This window comes from Halomonas sp. KG2 (assembly GCA_030440445.1).
In the GTDB taxonomy this organism is placed as follows: Bacteria; Pseudomonadota; Gammaproteobacteria; order Pseudomonadales; family Halomonadaceae; genus Vreelandella.
Genome location: CP098528.1, coordinates 1,701,672 through 1,720,095, shown reverse-complemented (window position 1 = coordinate 1,720,095; position 18,424 = coordinate 1,701,672). Strand labels below are relative to the sequence as shown.

Here is an 18,424-nt window from a genome sequence, read left to right as displayed (position 1 = left end):
ATTTGAGGCGCTTTTTATGCATATAAATCAGTTGATTAATTATTGGCTAACACCATCCACTGCAACCTGCCGGGGACAGGCATTGCCATTCTGATCAAACAGGTGGCAATGCTGGCCTGCAAGCCCTAAACGCACCGCTTGGCCCTCTTGTAGGTGGGTCAAACCGTCTAAACGCTGGGTAAGTGGGGCATCGATGCCTGCTACCTGCCAATGCGCCAGCGTTTCGTAACCCAGCTTTTCCGCCACCATTAAGGTCGCATTCAGCGTGGCTTCTGCTTGTTCGGCTGCGACAAAATCTTCTGCCCGCAGCCCAAGCGTTGCGCTATCCCCTGCCTGAAGGTGCTTGCCATTGACCGCTACTGTCAGCGTGTCGCCGCTATGCAGGCGCACGACTGTTTGACGCTCGCCTGGGTCTACCACCGTGACGGGAAAGGTATTAATCCGTGGCGAGCCGATGAACTCGGCCACCTCAAGGGTTTTAGGGAAATGATAGAGCGAAAGCGGCGCGCCGACCTGGGCGATACGGCCACGGGAAAGCAGCACAATACGGTCCGCCAGCGTCATCGCTTCCACTTGATCGTGGGTCACGTAGATCATGGTGGCGTTCAGGCGCTTATGCAGCGCCGCAATTTGCACCCGCATATCCACCCGCAGCGCGGCATCCAGGTTAGAAAGCGGCTCATCGAACAAAAAAACCGCGGGCTCTTTTACCAAGGTACGGCCAATCGCTACCCGCTGACGCTGGCCACCTGAAAGATCTTTAGGTTTACGTTCCAGCAGTTCAGTCAAGTGCAACATGTCAGCGGCATGCTGAACGCGACGAAGAATCTCGGCTTTATCAGTGCGCGCCAGCTTTAAGCCAAAGGCCATGTTTTCCGCCACGCTCATATGCGGGTAAAGCGCATAGGATTGGAACACCATGCCGATATCCCGCTCCTGGGGCGGAATCTCATTGATCCGCTGGCCATCAAGCTGCATATCACCTTCGGTGATATCCTCCAGGCCTGCGATCATACGCAACAGGGTGGATTTTCCACAGCCAGAGGGGCCAACGAAGACCACAAACTCGCCATCTTCGATCGTAAGATCGATATCCCGAGAGATTTCCACACCATCAAAGGATTTACCAATACCGCTAAGCGTTAAACGTCCCATGGTGCATCCTCCTCGGACGGTGGGCAGCAGGCAATCGCCACGCCGTAAGGTGGTAGCCGTAGTTGCCCCTCCTGCCACTCGCCGTTTAGCCAAGCAGGCGAACCCTTCAGTGATTCAGCGCTTTTAGGCGCCATGCGAGTGACGGTTTGGTCGCTAAAATTCAGCGCAATCAGCAGACGTGAGTGTTGATAAGTACGCTCTAAACAGAGCACCTCATCATGCACGGCGTGATAGCGCACCTGCCCTTTTACTAACGCTGGCAAGGTGCGGCGAAACGCTAAAAACTCACGGTAGGCATTGAGCAACGAACCGGCATCGTTATCTTGTTGATCAACGGCGAGGCTTGCGTGCGAATCGGGCACTGGCAGCCAGGGCGTGACATCGCTAAAGCCAGCGTGTCGCGCGTCGGCTTGCCAAGGGTGTGGCGTTCGGCAACCATCGCGACCTTTATAGGTAGGCCAAAAGGTGATGCCCGCCGGGTCTACCAACTGTTCAAACGTCAGTTCGGCTTCTGGCAAGCCAAGTTCTTCACCTTGGTAAAGGCACACACTGCCCCGCTGGGTAAGCAAAAACACCATATAAAGCCGTAGCTTATCCAGTTGCCCTTCAGCCTGCCAGCGAGTGGCAAGGCGGGTGACATCGTGATTTCCTAGTGCCCAACAGGGCCAGCCGTCGCCAATCCGCGCCTCCATTTCGGTAAGTGTTTTATGCAAATAACCAGGATCGGCTTTGTCGGTCAGCAGGTTAAAGGAGTAGCACATGTGCAGGCGATTGCCGCCTTGGGAGTATTCCGCCATCACGCCCAGGGCGTCATCGTCACCAACTTCTCCGACGCTCGTCGAGCCAGGGTACTCATCGAGCAGGCCGCGCAGGCGCTCTAAAAACACCACATTTTCCGGCTGGGTTTTATCGTGCTGATGCAGCTGGTAGCCATAGGGGTTGTCCGGGCGAACACCTAAAAAGCTTTCGGTTACTGCTGCACGCGGAGGATTATCCTTGAGCTCGCCGTGGGTGCAGAAGTTCACTGCATCAAGACGGAATCCATCGACGCCCCGCTCCAGCCAAAAGCGCGCTTCTCCCAAAATGGCATCCACCACGGCGGGAGTGCGGAAATTGAGATCCGGCTGACTGGCCAGGAAGTTATGCAGATAGTACTGGCAACGGCGCGTATCCCACTGCCAGGCGCTACCACCAAACACCGACTGCCAGTTGGTCGGTGGCGCACCATCAGGCTTGGGGTCGGCCCAGACATACCAGTCTGCTTTCGGGTTATCACGACTTTTGCGGCTCTCTTCAAACCAGGCATGCTGATCAGAGGTGTGCGACATTACCTGATCAATCGTCACCTTCAGACCTCTGGCATGGGCAGCTTCAACTAGGCGATCAAAATCTTCCAGGGTGCCAAACATCGGGTCAACACCACGGTAATCACTAATATCGTAGCCGAAGTCTTTCATGGGCGAGGTAAAAAACGGCGACAGCCAAATGGCATCGACGTTTAGCGAGGCAATGTAATCAAGCTTATCGATCACCCCTTTTAAGTCACCAATCCCATCGCTCTGGCCGCCCTTTGCGTCGCTATCCATAAAGCTGCGCGGGTAAATTTGGTAAATCACTGCACCGCGCCACCAGTCAGCGCCTTGGCTGCCAACGTAGTGGGAAGTAGAAGATGCCTGCATCATTATATTGTCCTTATCATTACCTGTTGATTGGCATGATGCAGCGTTGATCAAAAGATAAAATCCTCCCCTTGAGGTAGCAGTGGGCGTAGGTATTAGGAGTAGGTGTTAGGAGTAGCCGCTACCGCCGCCCATAAGCACTGTTTACTCTCCTCTTATTCTCCTTGAATATGCGCCAATAATTGCCCCGCCAGCGCAATGGCTTCATCACGCCGCCGAATATTCTGTTTTTGATAAAGGCTGCGGATATGCGTTTTGATGGTGGTCGGCGCCACCGATAGCTGTTCCGCGATCTGCTCATTAGACAGCCCAGCATGAATCAGCCCCAAGATTTGCCACTCTCGGCGAGTGAGTGGCGACGTTCGGATAAGCTCAGGCACATCCGGCCGTGCCACAATGTTGGCAATTACTGTCTCGTCCAGCATCAAGCGGCGGGCGCTGCCAAAATCTTTTTGGCGGCCAGCTAAGGTCAATAACCGCTCCGCGCGAGCCTGTTCAAGGGGGGCTAAGCTGTTACTTGCTAATAGCGTCGACAGCAGCTCCCCCAGTGGTTTGCCTAAGCGTAAAAAGCTGCCTACCAATGCAGTGCGGGAAGCTAAACGGAGTGCCTGCTGCATATGGCTACTTGCCTGGGCGGTTTTCCCCTGATGCCAAGCCACCGCCGCTAAGCACAGCTGGTTGCGATTCGCGTCAGTCACTAACCCCAATCGCTGGGTGTGGGCTTCAAGGGCATCCAGCAGTTCGCGGGCCTCTTCATAGCGCCCCAAGAGTGTTAATGCACGGGCATGATTACGTACGTTGCACTGAGAAAAGTGATTGGTGGCATGCTCGGTAAGTGGTTCTGGCGCTTCTTGGCGCCAACGCTCAACCGCATCCATATCGTGTGTCGATTGCCACCACGCCAACAGCGTTGCATGGGCATTAGCTACCCAATCAATATGATAATCACCTTCTGAGAGAATTTTACGCAGCCTACGAATGTGGTCGGCACACTGCGCTTGGTCTCCTCGGCTCTGGGCGACTTTAGCGAGCTGAATATGGCACTGTAGCGTCCAGCGCTCACCTTGATTGTCTAACACCGCAATACCTTTCAACGCAGCCTGCTCGGCTTCGTCTAAGCGATGCCACTCCCAAAGCACCTGGCTGCGAATGCGGTACAAAAACTCCGCAACCGGTAAATGTTCAAGTTCGGCGCGCTCTAGATGCGCAAAGGCGCGCTCTTGAATATCGTAGGCGGCCTGCAAGCGTCCCTGAGCCACCAGGGTTTCAGACTGATGACAGTATGACCACAGCAGCAGCTGATGATCGCTGCGCTGACGAGCTTGGCGCTCTACTTCTCTAACGCGCTGAAGCGACTCTTCCAGATAGCCCAGAACAAAGCGTGCTTCACTAAGAATAGCGGTAGCGGTCAGTGGTGTTGACGCCAGATAGCGAGCAGGCGCCGCGAGTGCTTGCTCAGCCAGTGGCGCTGCGCGCTCAGCATCACCATGGTTAATCGCCAATTGGGCACGCAATGTGGCAAATTCAGCACTCAATGCCTGCCATTCGGGCTCATCCAGCTGCGCCTCTATCCATCCGATCACTCGTGCCGTGATATCAAACTGAAATTGCCCATGGGATACCCAGCCATAGAGCAGCGTATGCTCCGGACGCTTTGAAAGTCGCGGTTCGCCCAGCAGCGCAAAGCCTTGCGCTAATAACGCATAGGCACCACTGGCTAGTAATGCAGGGCCCTGCGCGGTCAACAAGCTGGCAACATCCTCTGGCTCCTCGGCTAAGATTGCCTGTCGTAGCGCCATGACCGGATCATTTAGCGCTAACCACGCCTGGCTTGCACGCTGGTGTAACCTTCGCTGGGTGGCTAAATCAAGCTCGTGTCGGCGGTGGCGAAGATACTCGCCAAACAGTCGCTGAAAGCGGAACCACTGGCTATGCGGGTCGGGGCGTTCAATGAATAGCCCAGCTTGCTCAAACGCTTCCAAGCGCTGAGTTAACCGCTCTCCTTCCAAAAGGCGCGCCATTAGCTCGGGCGAAAAGCGTTCTAATACTCCCAACTGAAGCATGAGCTCGCGCTCTTCAGCAGGCAGCGCGGCAGCGAGTAGTTCATCAAACCAAGCGACAAAATCAGGGTGCGCACCGCTTAAGCGCTCTACCAGCGCATCGAAACCTGCGCGCGTGGTAGTTCGCTCAACCAGCCAGTTAAGCGCTACAATCCAGCCACCGCTTCTACGCAAGGCGCGTTCAAGGCTTACTCGGGTGGGTGGAAAACTTAGCTGTTCGGCACACAAGGTGTGTGCTTCTTCGCTGTCAAAGGCCAAGCCATGAAGGTCAATCTCTTCAAGCTCCCCTCTCAATCGCAAACTCGCCAAACCAAGCGCAGGTCGCGAGCGGCTCGCCAGTGTCAAGGTCAACCAAGGCGGCTGGTGACGCAGCCAGTGAGCGACGCCCGCCAAAATATCGGGATGGGTCACGTGTTCAAATTCATCGACGACGAAACGACACGGGGATCGTTGCTCGGGCAACTCTCCCAACCAGCGCTCAAGCTGTTCGACGCAGTCAGCATTGTCAGCCATGGATGAAAGTACATAGGCGTCATCGAATAGTTTATTCAGCGCTGCCCGCCAGTAGGTTAGAAAGCGTGCTGGCTGGTTATCACGTTGATCCAATCGTAGCCAAGCGGCCTCCTGCTCCAGCGCGGGCAATCGTTCAGCCAGCAGTGTCGTTTTGCCATAACCCGAGGGCGCTGCCAGCACCAGCAGGCGGGTACGCTCATTTAAGGCGAAATGATCATTTAAACGTGGCCGGGCCACCACACTAAGCGGCAACGGCGGTGCCTTTAGCTTTTCTTGGAGTAACGACATCAGCGCCTCCCGATATCAGTGCTTTTACCTAACAAAAAGCCCGCGACACGTCGCGGGCAATCAGCATTGGAGAAACAGTTTTCGCTAGCGAGCAGCGGCTTACGCTTAGAACCTCTGCTTAGGAACCTCTGCTTAGAACCATACCTCGGTCTGTACGCCAAAGGTAAATTCACCGCCAGTGAATCCATCGCTACCTAGAGAGCTGGCACCGTAGCTATTAAGGCTCTCGTCCCAGTCGCTGTAAGTCGTGAATAGACGGATCTCAGGACGCTTCCAGAAACCACCGACTTCCGGCTTGAAAGTCGGTGCGATAGTGAACTTCATATAGTCACCATCAACCGCGTTACGGTCACTGTAACCCTGTGGATCTAAATCCATCCACTGATAGCTAGCTTCGTACTGCATTTCGAAATTCTGATTAATTTCATTGGCCAGACGCACGTTTAGCGTAGCCCAATCATAGCTGTCACCGTTAGCGAAACGATCTTCACTGGTTTCAGCCAGTATCGACGGTGCAATACGCCACGTCGGTGTAATGTAGGTCGTTCCGTATAGCGCCAGCCGCGTTGCGGTAGCATCATCCGTCAGGTCGCCGTTGCTACCCAACCCTTTAACTTCGGCCCCTAAGCCTTGGCCGTGCAGTACAGCGGCCTTAAAGTTACCTTCGCCCATGCCGAAAAAGCTGTCGCCGTGGTAAGCCACCATAGTATGCCAGCCGGTATCAGCCGCGGTTTGGCCCACGCCAATATCACGCTCATCGTTATCCGCAGCAGACATGCCGTTGACCATGACCTGCCAGTTACCGAAGTAATTATTAGAGGTCAATACGAGGTTATCCGTATCGCTATTTTCTCCATCTAAACCGGGATTTTCACGGTTGACGAGCGGATAGTCACTGAAGCTGCGGCCATAAACTGAAAGGTTACTCTTCCAGTTATCGGCTAGCTGCATATCGTATATACCGCCACCGGTACCGGCGAGAAAGACGACATCGCTATCTAGCCAATGGATATCAAAGTTATCACGGTCAAAGCGCTTACCGGCCCAAATAGAAGCGTTTTCAAACGCGCCGGTAAAGCTTGGCAAATCACTAAATTCGGCATACACCTGGCGCACGTTTAGGTTGGTATCGTCACCTACCCAATCGTTACTGGAATTAGTACCGGCAGCCAACATCGTGGTGTAACGGGCTTTTGCACCGTTATCAAACTGCATGCGGTAGTTAAGAATGGCTTCAGAGTAGGTATCCGGCTCGTTGCCCAAACGACCAACAGCACCGCCATTTCCACCCGCGGGTGTTAGATAAGGACCAGCTGGTGCGCTTTTGCCATCTTCACCAATTAGCAGGCCAGAACGCGCATAGACATTAAAGGAGAACCCCTCTTCACCGCTGGATTGGCGTTCTACACGGGCAAGGCGTTCTTCAATATCAGCATTGGTGGCGGGCGCACTTGACGATGGTGCAGCATGTCCCTGCTCAGCTAACTCCGCGCGACGTTCTGCAGCCTCCGCCCGCTGCTCAGCAGCGGCAATTCTTGCTTCTAACTGAGCAAATCGCTCTTCCAATGTTGTATTGGCGTTAGCAGCTCCACTCAGTCCAAAACTGGCAGCGGCGATGGCAATGGCGAGAGGTGTTTTGAATGTCATTTTGTGCATTGTTTTAAACCCTAATTTATTAAATCCTTGTTTTTAAAAGCCATATTATTAAAACTCATACTCTTAAAAGCTGTACCCCAAGAGCTATTCCCAAGAGCTATGCTTTAAAAAAAGCGTTTTAAAAATCGCTTTAAAAACTTGGCTTTAAATCTTTTATTTTTGAAATTTTGTTGAAAACGTAAGTTTCTGATGCTGTTGCTTTAAGACTTCCTTCGAGCCAAAGACCCCCGTCTGTCGCTTTACTGCACGGATAGCCCACGCTCATCAACACGCCCAACGACTCTCCCACTGAGTGGCGCTAAACGCTGTTCTGCGAACCGAATTCAGCAGATTATGTTGCAAAGCAACTACGTTTTATCCCGCTAGATAACGGTAGAAAGAACTTAATCGATTAAGAGGTAGTAAACCAACAAGAAATCACTAATTATCGACCAATGTCTAAACTGATCACTAGGTTAGAAAAAAGTGATGCAACAGCATTAGACAAAAGTCGCTATTGAACTTGTCACGAGGAGACGGCTAACTGGCACCTTACTTAATCGTTTAAGTAGGCACTGCAAGCGCTTTTAACACTCATTACCCATAACAACAAATGCCGAGGAACGCCCTATGAAAAAGACACTACTCACTTCTGCCATTGCTTTGGCTAGTCTCGCTAGCGCCACAGGTTCTGCCCAGGCGGCTGAGTTAACCATTTCTTGTGGAGCTGTTGGCGCGGAGCTTACCCTTTGCCAAGAAGGTGTGAGCGCCTGGGAAGAGAAGACCGGCCACAGTGTCGATGTGGTTTCAACGCCAAACTCATCCACTGAACGTTTGTCACTCTACCAACAAATTTTATCCGCCAACTCTAGCGACATTGATGTCATGCAGATTGATGTTGTCTGGCCCGGCCTACTCGCTAATCACCTGCTTGATCTAAGCGAAGTGCTGGGTGAAGACGCCGCGGCAGGCCACTTCGACACCATCGTCACGAACAACACTATCGATGGCCGCCTAGTTGCGATGCCCTGGTTTACCGACGCAGGCGTTCTGTATTACCGCGAAGACCTGCTGGAGAAACATGGCCATAACGTACCTACTACGTGGCAAGAATTGACCGACATCGCGCGTGATATCAAAGATGCCGAGCGCGCAGAAGGCAATGAGCGTATGCAGGGCTTTGTCTTCCAGGGGCGTGCTTATGAAGGACTTACCGTCAATGCCCTGGAGTGGGTATCAAGCTTCGGTGGCGGTACCGTGGTAGATCAGGATGGCGAAGTCACCATCAATAACGAAAAAGCTGCTGCAGCGCTAGATTTAGCAGCCTCATGGATTGGCGATATCTCTCCGGAAGGCGTGCTGAACTATACCGAAGAAGAAGCCCGTGGTGTCTTCCAGGGCGGTAATGCCGTATTTATGCGCAACTGGCCATACGCCTGGTCACTAGCTCAAAGCGAAGATAGCGATGTACGTGGTAGCGTCGGCGTCACCCAATTGCCCGCAGGTGGAGAAGACGGTCGAAGTGCAGCCGGCTTAGGCGGTTGGAACTTAGCAGTATCCCGCTATAGCGAACATCCCGAGCTCGCCGCTGACCTGGTCGCCTTCTTAGCCGGTGAAGAAGAGCAAAAGCGTCGTGCCATCCAAGCGTCCTACAACCCCACCATCGATGCGCTTTACCAAGATGAAGAGGTACTGGAAGCCGTGCCTTTCTTTGGCACTCTTTACGACACCTTCACCAACGCCGTTGCCCGTCCGTCAGCACCTACCGGGGATGCCTATGGCCGTGTTAGCAATGCCTTTTTCAGCACTTCCCATGATGTGCTTTCGGGCACTAAAACTGGCGCTGACGCCGTCGCTGACCTCGAAGGCGATCTACTCCGCCTGAAGCGTCGCAACTGGTAACCGCGGAGATACCTATGTCGACCTCTTCTAACAACAGCGCGCCCCTGGAGGCGCGCTCAGCCGCAGCGCCAGCGCGTCGGCATCGCGGCACTAAAGTACGCCGCCAGCGGGTCAAAGCGGCTTGGCTGTTCTTGGCTCCCATGCTGATCGCATTAACGTTGGTGGCTGGCTGGCCGTTAATGCGAACATTTTTTCTAAGCTTTACCGATGCCTCACTATCGGATCTGGGGGCGGCTAATCTAATCGGGTTTGAAAACTATCTGGTTTACGACAATGGCCGCTGGTTCGGGGTTCTTGCTGACCCAGTCTGGTGGCAATCTGTTTGGAATACTGTTTATTTTTCGGTGGTATCTGTCTCCTTAGAAGTCATTTTCGGTGTCATTGTGGCGCTGATTCTAAATGCAGAGTTTAAGGGTCGGACGATTGTTCGCGCAGCGGTGTTGATTCCGTGGGCAATCCCCACCATCGTTTCCGCCCAAATGTGGGCGTGGATGCTCAACGATCAGTTCGGCATCATCAATCACCTGCTAATGACGGTTGGGATTATCGACAATCCGATCGCCTGGACGGCGAGCGCTACTTACTCAATGTGGGCCGTCATCATGGTTGATGTCTGGAAAACAATCCCGTTTGTCGCTCTGTTGGTGTTAGCCGCCCTACAGATGTTGCCAAAAGATTGCTACGAAGCCGCAGAAGTAGACGGCATTCATCCCGTGCGTGTGTTCTTCAAAGTTACCCTGCCGCTGATTACGCCTGCTTTGATGGTGGCGGTGATTTTCCGCCTTTTAGATGCCCTGCGGGTGTTCGATGTGATCTACGTACTGACGTCTAACTCAACCAGCACGATGTCGATGTCAGTCTATGCGCGTCAGCAGTTGGTTGAGTTCCAGGATGTTGGTTACGGTAGTGCGGCCTCTACCCTGTTGTTCTTGATTATTGCCCTGGCCACCGTTGCTTACCTCTATTTAGGCCGTAACAAAATACAACTAGGAGGTGACTGATGAACCAACGTCAGTTAGCCAAAATTGCCAAGCGCGTCGGCTTTTGGGCCTTAATTGCGCTGATTATGGTATACGCCGTTTTCCCGTTTTATTACGCGGTCATTACCTCACTTAAACCTTCCAGCGAGCTCTTCCAGGTTGAACTTTGGCCCTCCAATTGGAACCTGGACAACTATGCGCAGATTTTTAGCCAGTCGAGCTTTATCCGTGCGATTTTTAACTCGGTAGTCGTAGCATTTAGCGTTGTTTTCATCGCGCTGCTACTGGGTATCACCGCCTCTTACGCGCTGGGCCGGGTTCGCTTCCGTGGCCGCTCGACCGTCATGCTGGTCATTCTTGGGGTTTCCATGTTTCCTCAGGTCGCGGTGCTCTCAGGCTTGTTTGAGGTGATTCGCGCACTAAATCTCTACAACAATCCCGCTGGCCTCATTCTGAGCTACACCATTTTCACGCTGCCCTTCACCGTCTGGGTACTTACCACTTTCATGAAAGAACTGCCCATGGAGCTGGAAGAAGCCGCCATTATGGATGGCGCTACGCCCTGGATTACGATTACTAAAGTCTTCCTACCGCTAATGTGGCCCGCCATGGCAACCACTGGCCTGCTCGCCTTTATTGCGGCGTGGAATGAGTTTCTGTTTGCCTTAACTTTCACACTCACTGATGCCCAGCGCACCGTGCCTGTTGCCATTGCCCTGCTGTCAGGTGGTAGCGCCTACGAGCTGCCTTGGGGGCCAATCATGGCCGCGTCGGTCGTCGTCACCGTGCCTCTGGTTATTTTGGTCATCATTTTCCAACGTCGCATTGTTTCAGGCTTAACTGCGGGCGCAGTTAAGGGCTAAGCGTGGGTGTTATTGACGTTTTATTAAGGATTTATTCATGCAAGACAACCTGACCTGGTGGCGCGGCGGCGTTATCTATCAAATTTACCCGCGCAGCTTCCTAGACAGTCGTGGCGACGGTATTGGTGACTTGAAAGGCATTACCGAAAAGCTCGATTACGTCGCTTCTTTGAATGTTGACGGTGTCTGGCTGTCGCCTTTCTTTACGTCTCCCATGTTGGATTTCGGTTATGACGTCAGCGACTACCGTGACGTTGATCCCATGTTTGGCACCCTGGATGATTTCAAGGCGTTGCTCGACAAGGCCCATTCACTTGGGCTGAAAGTGATGATTGATCAAGTCATCAGCCATACCTCTGAACAGCACGCTTGGTTTAAAGAGAGCCGCCAGAATCGCACCAACCCCAAAGCCGATTGGTTTGTGTGGGCAGACCCTAAGCCCGATGGCACACCCCCTAATAACTGGCTATCTATTTTTGGCGGCCCTGCCTGGACCTTTGATTCACGCCGCCAGCAGTATTATCTACACAACTTTTTGACCAGCCAGCCGGATGTCAACTTCCACAACCCGGAAGCCCGTCAGGCACAGCTGGATAATATGCGCTTCTGGCTGGATCTTGGCGTTGATGGTTTCCGCCTTGATACCGTCAACTTCTACTTCCACGACGCCGAGCTGCGTGACAACGCACCGGTGCCCAAAGGCGAATCCAAAACCTTAGGCGCACCGGAGGCTAACCCCTACACGTGGCAGCGCCATGTCTACGATATTAGTCGCCCTGAAAACGTAGACTTCTTGAAAGACTTACGCGCCTTGATGGACGAGTATCCCGGCACGACGAGCGTGGGCGAAATCGGCGATGACAATCCGCTTGAGCGTATGGCTGAGTACACCGCAGGCGGTGACAAACTGCACATGGCTTACACCTTTGACTTGCTCAATAAGCCACGCTCCGCCAGCTATATTCGTCATGTTATTGAGCGCTTTCAGCGCTTAGCGGGCGATGCCTGGCCCTGCTGGGCAACATCCAACCATGATGTTGAACGCAGCGCATCACGCTGGGGGGCTGAAGAAGATCCCATTGCTTATCCCAAAGTGATGTTGGCCATGCTGTTTTCCCTACGTGGCAGTGTCTGCCTTTATCAAGGGGAAGAGCTAGGGCTGCCAGAAGCCGACGTGCCCTTCGAGCGCATTCAAGACCCTTACGGCAAAGTGCTCTGGCCAGAGTTTAAAGGCCGAGACGGGTGCCGCACGCCGATGCCATGGACCGATGGCACCCAGGCAGGTTTCTCGGCCATTGAGCCATGGCTCCCGGTAGAAAAACGCCACCTGCCATTGGCGGTCAGCCGACAGCAAACGAACCCGGACTCAACGCTTAACGCTGTGCGCCGGATGCTGGCTTTCCGCCAAACGCACTCCGCGCTGTTCGACGGTGATTTACAGCTGATTGAGGTTGGCGAGGAGTTACTGGGCTTTATTCGTCAAAATGACCAAGAGAAAGTGCTGTGTGTCTTTAACCTGACGGGGAATGAGCTGCAAACAGCACTCCCCTTAGACGTCATCGGTGACCTGGAAGGACACGGCTTCACTACGGCACGCAAGGGCAATGTGCTGACGCTGCCCGCCTATCAAGCCGCCTTCATGCACGTTGCTTAGTCACATCAATGGCAATACTCAATAACAACATTCAATAACGATAGTCGGCCCGATACGAGGAATGCAGCATTGAGGCCGACAAGGAGCTAACCATGGCAAGTGTTACGCTTGAAAAGATCAACAAAGTATTTGGTCGCGATCACATTATTAAAGACGTTGACCTGACCATTGGCGATGGTGAATTTGTCGTCTTTGTTGGTCCCTCCGGCTGTGGCAAATCTACGCTGCTGCGCCTTATCGCGGGTCTTGAGTCGATCACCGACGGTGACTTAAACATTGGTGACACGCTGGTCAATGACCTTCCCCCACGAGAACGTGGTGTGGGCATGGTGTTCCAGTCGTATGCTCTTTACCCGCACATGACCGTTTATGACAACATGGCCTTTGGCTTGAAGCTTGCCAAAACGGACAAAGAGACGGTCCATGAACGGGTAATGAGTACCGCTAAAATTTTGCAGCTTGAAGACCTATTGCACCGCAAGCCGAAAGCACTGTCGGGCGGTCAACGCCAACGTGTTGCAATGGGCCGTGCGATGGCTCGGGAACCTCGCATTCTGCTTTTTGATGAGCCGCTTTCTAACCTGGATGCGTCGCTGCGAGTACAAATGCGCAACGAGATCGCGAGGCTGCACAATCGCCTAGGCTCTACGATGATTTATGTGACCCACGACCAAGTCGAAGCAATGACCCTGGCAGATAAAATCGTGGTGCTAAAAGGCGGCCATATCGAGCAAGTAGGTAGCCCACATGAACTTTATCAACGCCCAGCCACCAAGTTTGTCGCAGGTTTTATCGGTTCACCGACGATGAATTTTATGCCCGCGGAGCTTGCCAGCGGTTCAACAGATGGTTGCCGGGTGACTGCAAAAGGATTGGGAGAGATCACACTTCCCCAAGCCGCAGATAGCTATCGTACGGGCAGTTCGCTTACCTTAGGCATACGCCCCGAGCACCTACGTTTAGAGGCACCCAAGGGCGATAACTGCTTTGAAATTTTCAATGTCGAGTACCTGGGTAATGAGGTCTATGTCTACCTAGAACCCAAAGAGGGCGATACACTGCTTATCCACCGCAGCGAAGCCCCGAGCCAGTGGGAAGAAGGCCAAAAAGTATCCCTAGTGCCTGACATTGAGCATGTGCATCTATTTGATGAAAGCGGTGCGGCGTTGATGCTTTCTGAGACACGCTCTGCAGCTTAACGAACACTATCGACTGCGCTGTTGCTGAGTGAACAACGGCCTTTGATGCTACTACCTCTATAGCAACGGTAGTGGAAACAACGTCAAGGCCGTATTTTTGTGCGTCAGATTCAATTCATTAGCCTGCGATGTAAAATAACGCCCAAATAATTAAACAGGATAGGAAACCCGTGACTGCCCATCGTCGAATGACTCTCAAGGATCTTGCCACAGAACTCGGCGTTTCCACTGCGACAATATCAAACGCTTTCAACCGCCCCGACCAGCTTTCGCCTCTGCTACGCGATCGTATTTTAAGCGAGGCCAAACGCCTTGGGTATAACGGTCCAGATGCCAAGGCCCGCAGTCTACGCACCGGGCGTTCCAGCATTGTTGCGGTTATTCTTGCCGAAAGCCTGACCTACAGCCTCAATGATGCTGTCGCCAGTGAATTTTTATCCGGCGTCGCTGAAGTACTTGATGCTCATGGTCATACCATGCTGCTACTGCCTGGCAGAGGCCATGCCTCCCAGCCGCCCGGGTCTGCAAACATTGCCGATGGCTTTATCGTTTACGGCCTGATGCCTAATAACAAGCTTCTAAGCGAGCTGCCTGCGCAGCGGCCACTGGTGTCCGTGGATTTCGACATTGATGGCAGTCCGACTGTGCATATCGATGATCAGGATGCGAGCTACCACCTTGCCCAGCACGCCTTAAAAACGCGGCCACAGCGGCCTGCGGTGATTAATCTTCGTCTGACAAAAGAGCATTGCAACGGCCGCATCACCAACGCGCACACCCTACTGCCGGGCAGCAGCACCATCAGCCGTGCGCGCCTGGCCGGATTTCATGCTGCACTCACCGAACATGGCTTTGATGCTGAACAGATCCCACTATGGAATATCGAAGAGAACGTGTTTGATGTGTGCTCACCAGTGATCACAGAAATCCTCGACCTGCCTGCCACGCAGCGCCCGGATCTGCTGCTATGCATGTCAGACCGTATTGCGCTTACCGCGCTGACGTTGGCCGAACAGCGTGGCATTCACGTACCAGGTGAACTAAGAATTACCGGCTTTGATGGCATTGCTGAAGGGCAGTACCGGGCGCCGCGTTTAACGACTGTGCGCCAGGACAGTGCGGGCAAAGGCCGCGTGGCGGCAAAAATGATTCTAGGGCGGATACCCAAAACCCAGCAGCTACTCAAAACTGAGTTGCTGCTGGGCGACACTTGCCCATAAGGGTCAGCCAGGTGTTATTTGGCCGTTTTCTGCATGGCAAGGGCGGTATCTAACATACGGTTGGAGAAGCCCCACTCGTTGTCGTACCACGCCATGATTTTCACCAGGCGGCCATTCACACGGGTGTGATTGGCATCAAAAGTAGATGAATGCGCATCATGATTGAAATCAATAGACACCAGTGGCTGTGCGTTAACCGCTAGCACAGACGAGTTCGCCGCCGCTTGTTCAACAATTGCGTTGATCTCTTCTTTGCTGGTATCGCGGCTTGCCGTAAATGTTAAATCTACCAGGGAAACGTTGATCACCGGCACGCGTACGGCTAACCCATCAAACTTACCTGCCAGCTCCGGCAAGACCAAACCAACGGCCGCTGCTGCGCCTGTTTTGGTCGGAATCATCGAATGCGTCGCACTACGCGCGCGGTAAGGGTCGGAGTGATAAACATCCGATAGGTTCTGGTCGTTGGTGTAGGCATGAACCGTGGTCATCAAACCATTTTCAATGCCTACAGCATCGTTTAACGCTTTGGCGACAGGCGCCAAGCAGTTAGTCGTGCACGACGCATTGGAGACCACCGTATGTTCAGCCGTCAAAATATCGTCATTAACACCATATACGATAGTAGCGTCAGCATCGGGGCTGGGTGCAGAGATCAACACACGCTTAGCACCCGCTTCGATATGCTTGGCAGCGGCTTCTCGCTTAGTGAACAAGCCTGTGCACTCCATGACGAGATCAATGTTCATGGATGCCCAAGGAAGCTGGCTAGGATCACGCTCAGAAGAGATCGCGATGCGATCGCCATCCACACGAATACTTTCGGCATCATGCTCAACGGCAAAAGGAAAGTGGCCGTGAACCGTATCGTGACGCAGCAGGTGCGAGTTTAGGGAAGGATCACCCAAATCATTAATCGCAACCACTCGGACACGATCCCGGTAGCCATTTTCGTACAGCGCACGCAGTACGTTACGACCAATCCGTCCAAATCCGTTAATAGCAACTCTTATTGTCATGATGGCACCTCAATCAAGCAGTGGTAGTCGATGGCGTATCCAGTAAAAAAATTACTAAAAATACGTATTTATTTACCTTTAGGTCAATTTTTACCTATCCAAACTGCCCTTAAAGGCTAATAACATCTCAATATGTAGTAAAATTACTATATAAAGGCTATCGTAGTCCAATAATTAATCACCGCCAAGATGGTCACTAGGAGTAACGTTTATGACTCGCTCAACATCTCCCACTCCCCTTCGCCGCACCAAGATTGTCGCGACGCTTGGCCCAGCAAGCGATCGCCCTGGCGTGCTGGAAGACATGCTAAAAGCGGGCGTTGATGTCGTGCGGCTAAATTTCTCCCATGGCGCCGCAGATGACCATCGCCGCCGCTTGAAAGAGGTACGCGAGATCGCCCAGCGACTAAATCGCAGCGTTGCCGCCCTGGGTGACCTGCAAGGGCCAAAAATCCGTATATCACGCTTTGCCGAAGGTGCCGTTCACTTGGACATTGGCCAGGCCTTTGTGCTCGACATGGCGCTAGATGCCAACAGCGGCACGGCCGAGCGCGTCGGCTGTGATTACAAGTCGCTGATTGACGATGTCGCCCCTGGCGACCGGCTACTGCTGGATGATGGCCGTGTCGTGCTGGACGTCACCTCGATTATTGGTCAAGAAGTGCACACACGCGTTCACGTAGGTGGCAAGCTTTCCAATAACAAAGGCATCAACAAGCAAGGTGGTGGATTATCCGCCCCGGCGCTTACCGAAAAAGATAAAGAAGACCTAAAAACCGCGATCGATATCGGGGTGGATTACCTGGCGGTATCGTTCCCACGCAGCGCTGCTGATATGCAAGAAGCACGCGACCTGCTCGGCGAAGCAGGCAAGGAAATAGGCTTGGTTGCCAAGCTTGAGCGCGCCGAAGCGGTTGCCGATGATGAGACACTGGATGGCATTATCGAAGCCTCTGAAGCCGTGATGGTCGCGCGAGGCGACTTAGGCGTAGAAATTGGCGATGCCGCACTGATCGGCACTCAAAAACGCATCATCAAGCATGCTCGCACGCTTAACCGCGCGGTAATTACCGCCACACAAATGATGGAGTCGATGATTGAGTCGCCACTGCCCACCCGCGCGGAAGTATTCGACGTGGCTAACGCAGTGCTTGATGCCACCGACGCCGTCATGCTTTCCGCGGAAACTGCCGCGGGCGACTATCCGGTAGAAACCATTCAAGCGATGGATCGGGTATGCCTCGGTGCTGAACGCGAACGTATTGCTCAGTCATCAGGTCACCGTATCCATGAAGGCTTCGAGCGCATTGATGAAACCATTGCCCTCTCTGCCATGTATGCCGCCAACCACCTTACCGGGGTACGCGCCATAGCCTGCATGACCTCGACAGGTTATACGCCACTGATTGCCTCACGCATTCGCTCTGGCCTGCCGATTGTTGGCCTTGCACACAGCCCGATTGCCCAACGGCGCATGGCGCTTTACCGCGGCGTCGTGTCGATCCCCTTCGACACAACCCATATGGATCCTAAAGAGCTCAACCAAGAAGCCGTCAAGCTACTCCAAGCGCATGGTTTGGCACACCCTGGCGATCATGTCATTCTTACCCGCGGCGACCACATGAACGCCCACGGCGGCACTAACACCATGAAAGTGCTGGCCGTTGAAGAAGCGCAAATCTAACTGTGACCTGAAATAGCCGGAATGTTAACTGGAGAGCCATGCCATGAGCGACGCACGTCCACCCCGCCAAGCCGTTCGTACGCTGCAAGCGCGTAAACGCATTGCGCTAATTGCCCACGACGGCAAAAAAACCGAGATGCTGGAGTGGGCAACACGCTGGCAGGAAACGCTCAGCCAGCACACTCTCATTGGTACGGGGACTACCGCTGGGCGGCTCAAAAATACGCTTGGCCTAGAGGTCGAGGGGTTGATGAGCGGGCCGTTGGGCGGTGATCAGCAAATTGGTGCGCGCATTGCCGAACAACAGCTAGACGTGCTGATTTTCTTCTGGGATCCGTTTGCCCCTCAACCCCACGATCCTGATGTCAAAGCGCTGCTGCGTTTAGCCGCGCTATGGAACGTGCCGGTGGCATGCAATGCGGCGAGCGCCGACTTTTTACTGTCGTCGCCCTATCTCAGTGAACGTTACGATATGTCTATTCCGGATGCACAGGCCTGGGCTCAAGCCCGCACGGTATAGCTCTAAACAACTCAAGCTCTGAACAACTCAAGCTCTGAACGAATCAATGGGGC

Annotated in this window: 13 protein-coding genes; 8 read left to right on the top strand and 5 right to left on the bottom strand. The window is 53.5% G+C overall.

Annotated features, from left to right (window positions below):
• Nucleotides 1-39 precede the first annotated feature (39 nt).
• The 4 genes from ugpC (NDQ72_07915) to NDQ72_07900 all read right to left on the bottom strand — a co-directional run bounded on the left by ugpC (NDQ72_07915) (nucleotide 40) and on the right by NDQ72_07900 (nucleotide 7,351).
• Nucleotides 40-1,155 (bottom strand): sn-glycerol-3-phosphate ABC transporter ATP-binding protein UgpC, encoded by a 1,116-nt coding sequence (gene ugpC, locus NDQ72_07915; GenBank protein WKD29855.1) that lies wholly within the window; start codon nucleotides 1,153-1,155, stop codon nucleotides 40-42.
• Complete coding sequence (locus NDQ72_07910) at nucleotides 1,143-2,837, bottom strand: alpha-amylase family glycosyl hydrolase (protein WKD29854.1); 1,695 nt, start codon at nucleotides 2,835-2,837, stop codon at nucleotides 1,143-1,145. The genes ugpC (NDQ72_07915) and NDQ72_07910 overlap by 13 nt, the downstream gene beginning before the upstream one ends.
• 152 nt (nucleotides 2,838-2,989) lie before the next feature.
• Entirely contained in the window at nucleotides 2,990-5,695 is a 2,706-nt protein-coding gene (gene malT, locus NDQ72_07905) for an HTH-type transcriptional regulator MalT (protein ID WKD29853.1), read from the bottom strand.
• A gap of 132 nt (nucleotides 5,696-5,827) precedes the next feature.
• Nucleotides 5,828-7,351 (bottom strand): carbohydrate porin, encoded by a 1,524-nt coding sequence (locus NDQ72_07900; protein WKD29852.1) that lies wholly within the window; start codon nucleotides 7,349-7,351, stop codon nucleotides 5,828-5,830.
• A gap of 609 nt (nucleotides 7,352-7,960) precedes the next feature.
• On the opposite strand from NDQ72_07900, the gene NDQ72_07895 reads away from it, so the two are divergent.
• The 6 genes from NDQ72_07895 to NDQ72_07870 all read left to right on the top strand — a co-directional run bounded on the left by NDQ72_07895 (nucleotide 7,961) and on the right by NDQ72_07870 (nucleotide 15,148).
• A complete protein-coding gene (locus NDQ72_07895) occupies nucleotides 7,961-9,232 on the top strand; it encodes an ABC transporter substrate-binding protein (protein WKD29851.1) in 1,272 nt (423 codons plus the stop codon).
• A gap of 14 nt (nucleotides 9,233-9,246) precedes the next feature.
• A complete protein-coding gene (locus NDQ72_07890) occupies nucleotides 9,247-10,233 on the top strand; it encodes a sugar ABC transporter permease (protein WKD29850.1) in 987 nt (328 codons plus the stop codon).
• Nucleotides 10,233-11,075: a carbohydrate ABC transporter permease gene (locus NDQ72_07885; GenBank protein WKD29849.1), complete on the top strand. Its 843-nt coding sequence runs from the start codon at nucleotides 10,233-10,235 to the stop codon at nucleotides 11,073-11,075. The genes NDQ72_07890 and NDQ72_07885 overlap by 1 nt, the downstream gene beginning before the upstream one ends.
• A 37-nt stretch (nucleotides 11,076-11,112) precedes the next feature.
• Nucleotides 11,113-12,729, top strand: a complete 1,617-nt coding sequence (locus NDQ72_07880; GenBank protein ID WKD29848.1) for an alpha-glucosidase family protein — start codon at nucleotides 11,113-11,115, stop codon at nucleotides 12,727-12,729.
• A gap of 92 nt (nucleotides 12,730-12,821) precedes the next feature.
• Nucleotides 12,822-13,928, top strand: coding sequence for a sn-glycerol-3-phosphate ABC transporter ATP-binding protein UgpC (gene ugpC, locus NDQ72_07875; GenBank protein ID WKD29847.1), 1,107 nt, complete (start codon nucleotides 12,822-12,824; stop codon nucleotides 13,926-13,928).
• 170 nt (nucleotides 13,929-14,098) lie between these two features.
• A complete protein-coding gene (locus NDQ72_07870) occupies nucleotides 14,099-15,148 on the top strand; it encodes a LacI family DNA-binding transcriptional regulator (protein ID WKD29846.1) in 1,050 nt (349 codons plus the stop codon).
• Nucleotides 15,149-15,162: 14 nt separating this feature from the next.
• On the opposite strand, the gene gap is transcribed toward NDQ72_07870, so the two are convergent.
• Entirely contained in the window at nucleotides 15,163-16,167 is a 1,005-nt protein-coding gene (gene gap / locus NDQ72_07865) for a type I glyceraldehyde-3-phosphate dehydrogenase (GenBank protein WKD29845.1), read from the bottom strand.
• A gap of 211 nt (nucleotides 16,168-16,378) precedes the next feature.
• Between gap and pyk the strand changes: the two genes are divergently transcribed.
• Both pyk and NDQ72_07855 read left to right on the top strand, forming a co-directional pair.
• Nucleotides 16,379-17,851, top strand: a complete 1,473-nt coding sequence (pyk, locus tag NDQ72_07860) for a pyruvate kinase (protein ID WKD29844.1) — start codon at nucleotides 16,379-16,381, stop codon at nucleotides 17,849-17,851.
• Between the two features lie 43 nt (nucleotides 17,852-17,894).
• Complete coding sequence (locus NDQ72_07855; GenBank protein ID WKD29843.1) at nucleotides 17,895-18,371, top strand: methylglyoxal synthase; 477 nt, start codon at nucleotides 17,895-17,897, stop codon at nucleotides 18,369-18,371.
• The last annotated feature ends 53 nt before the right edge of the window (nucleotides 18,372-18,424 follow it).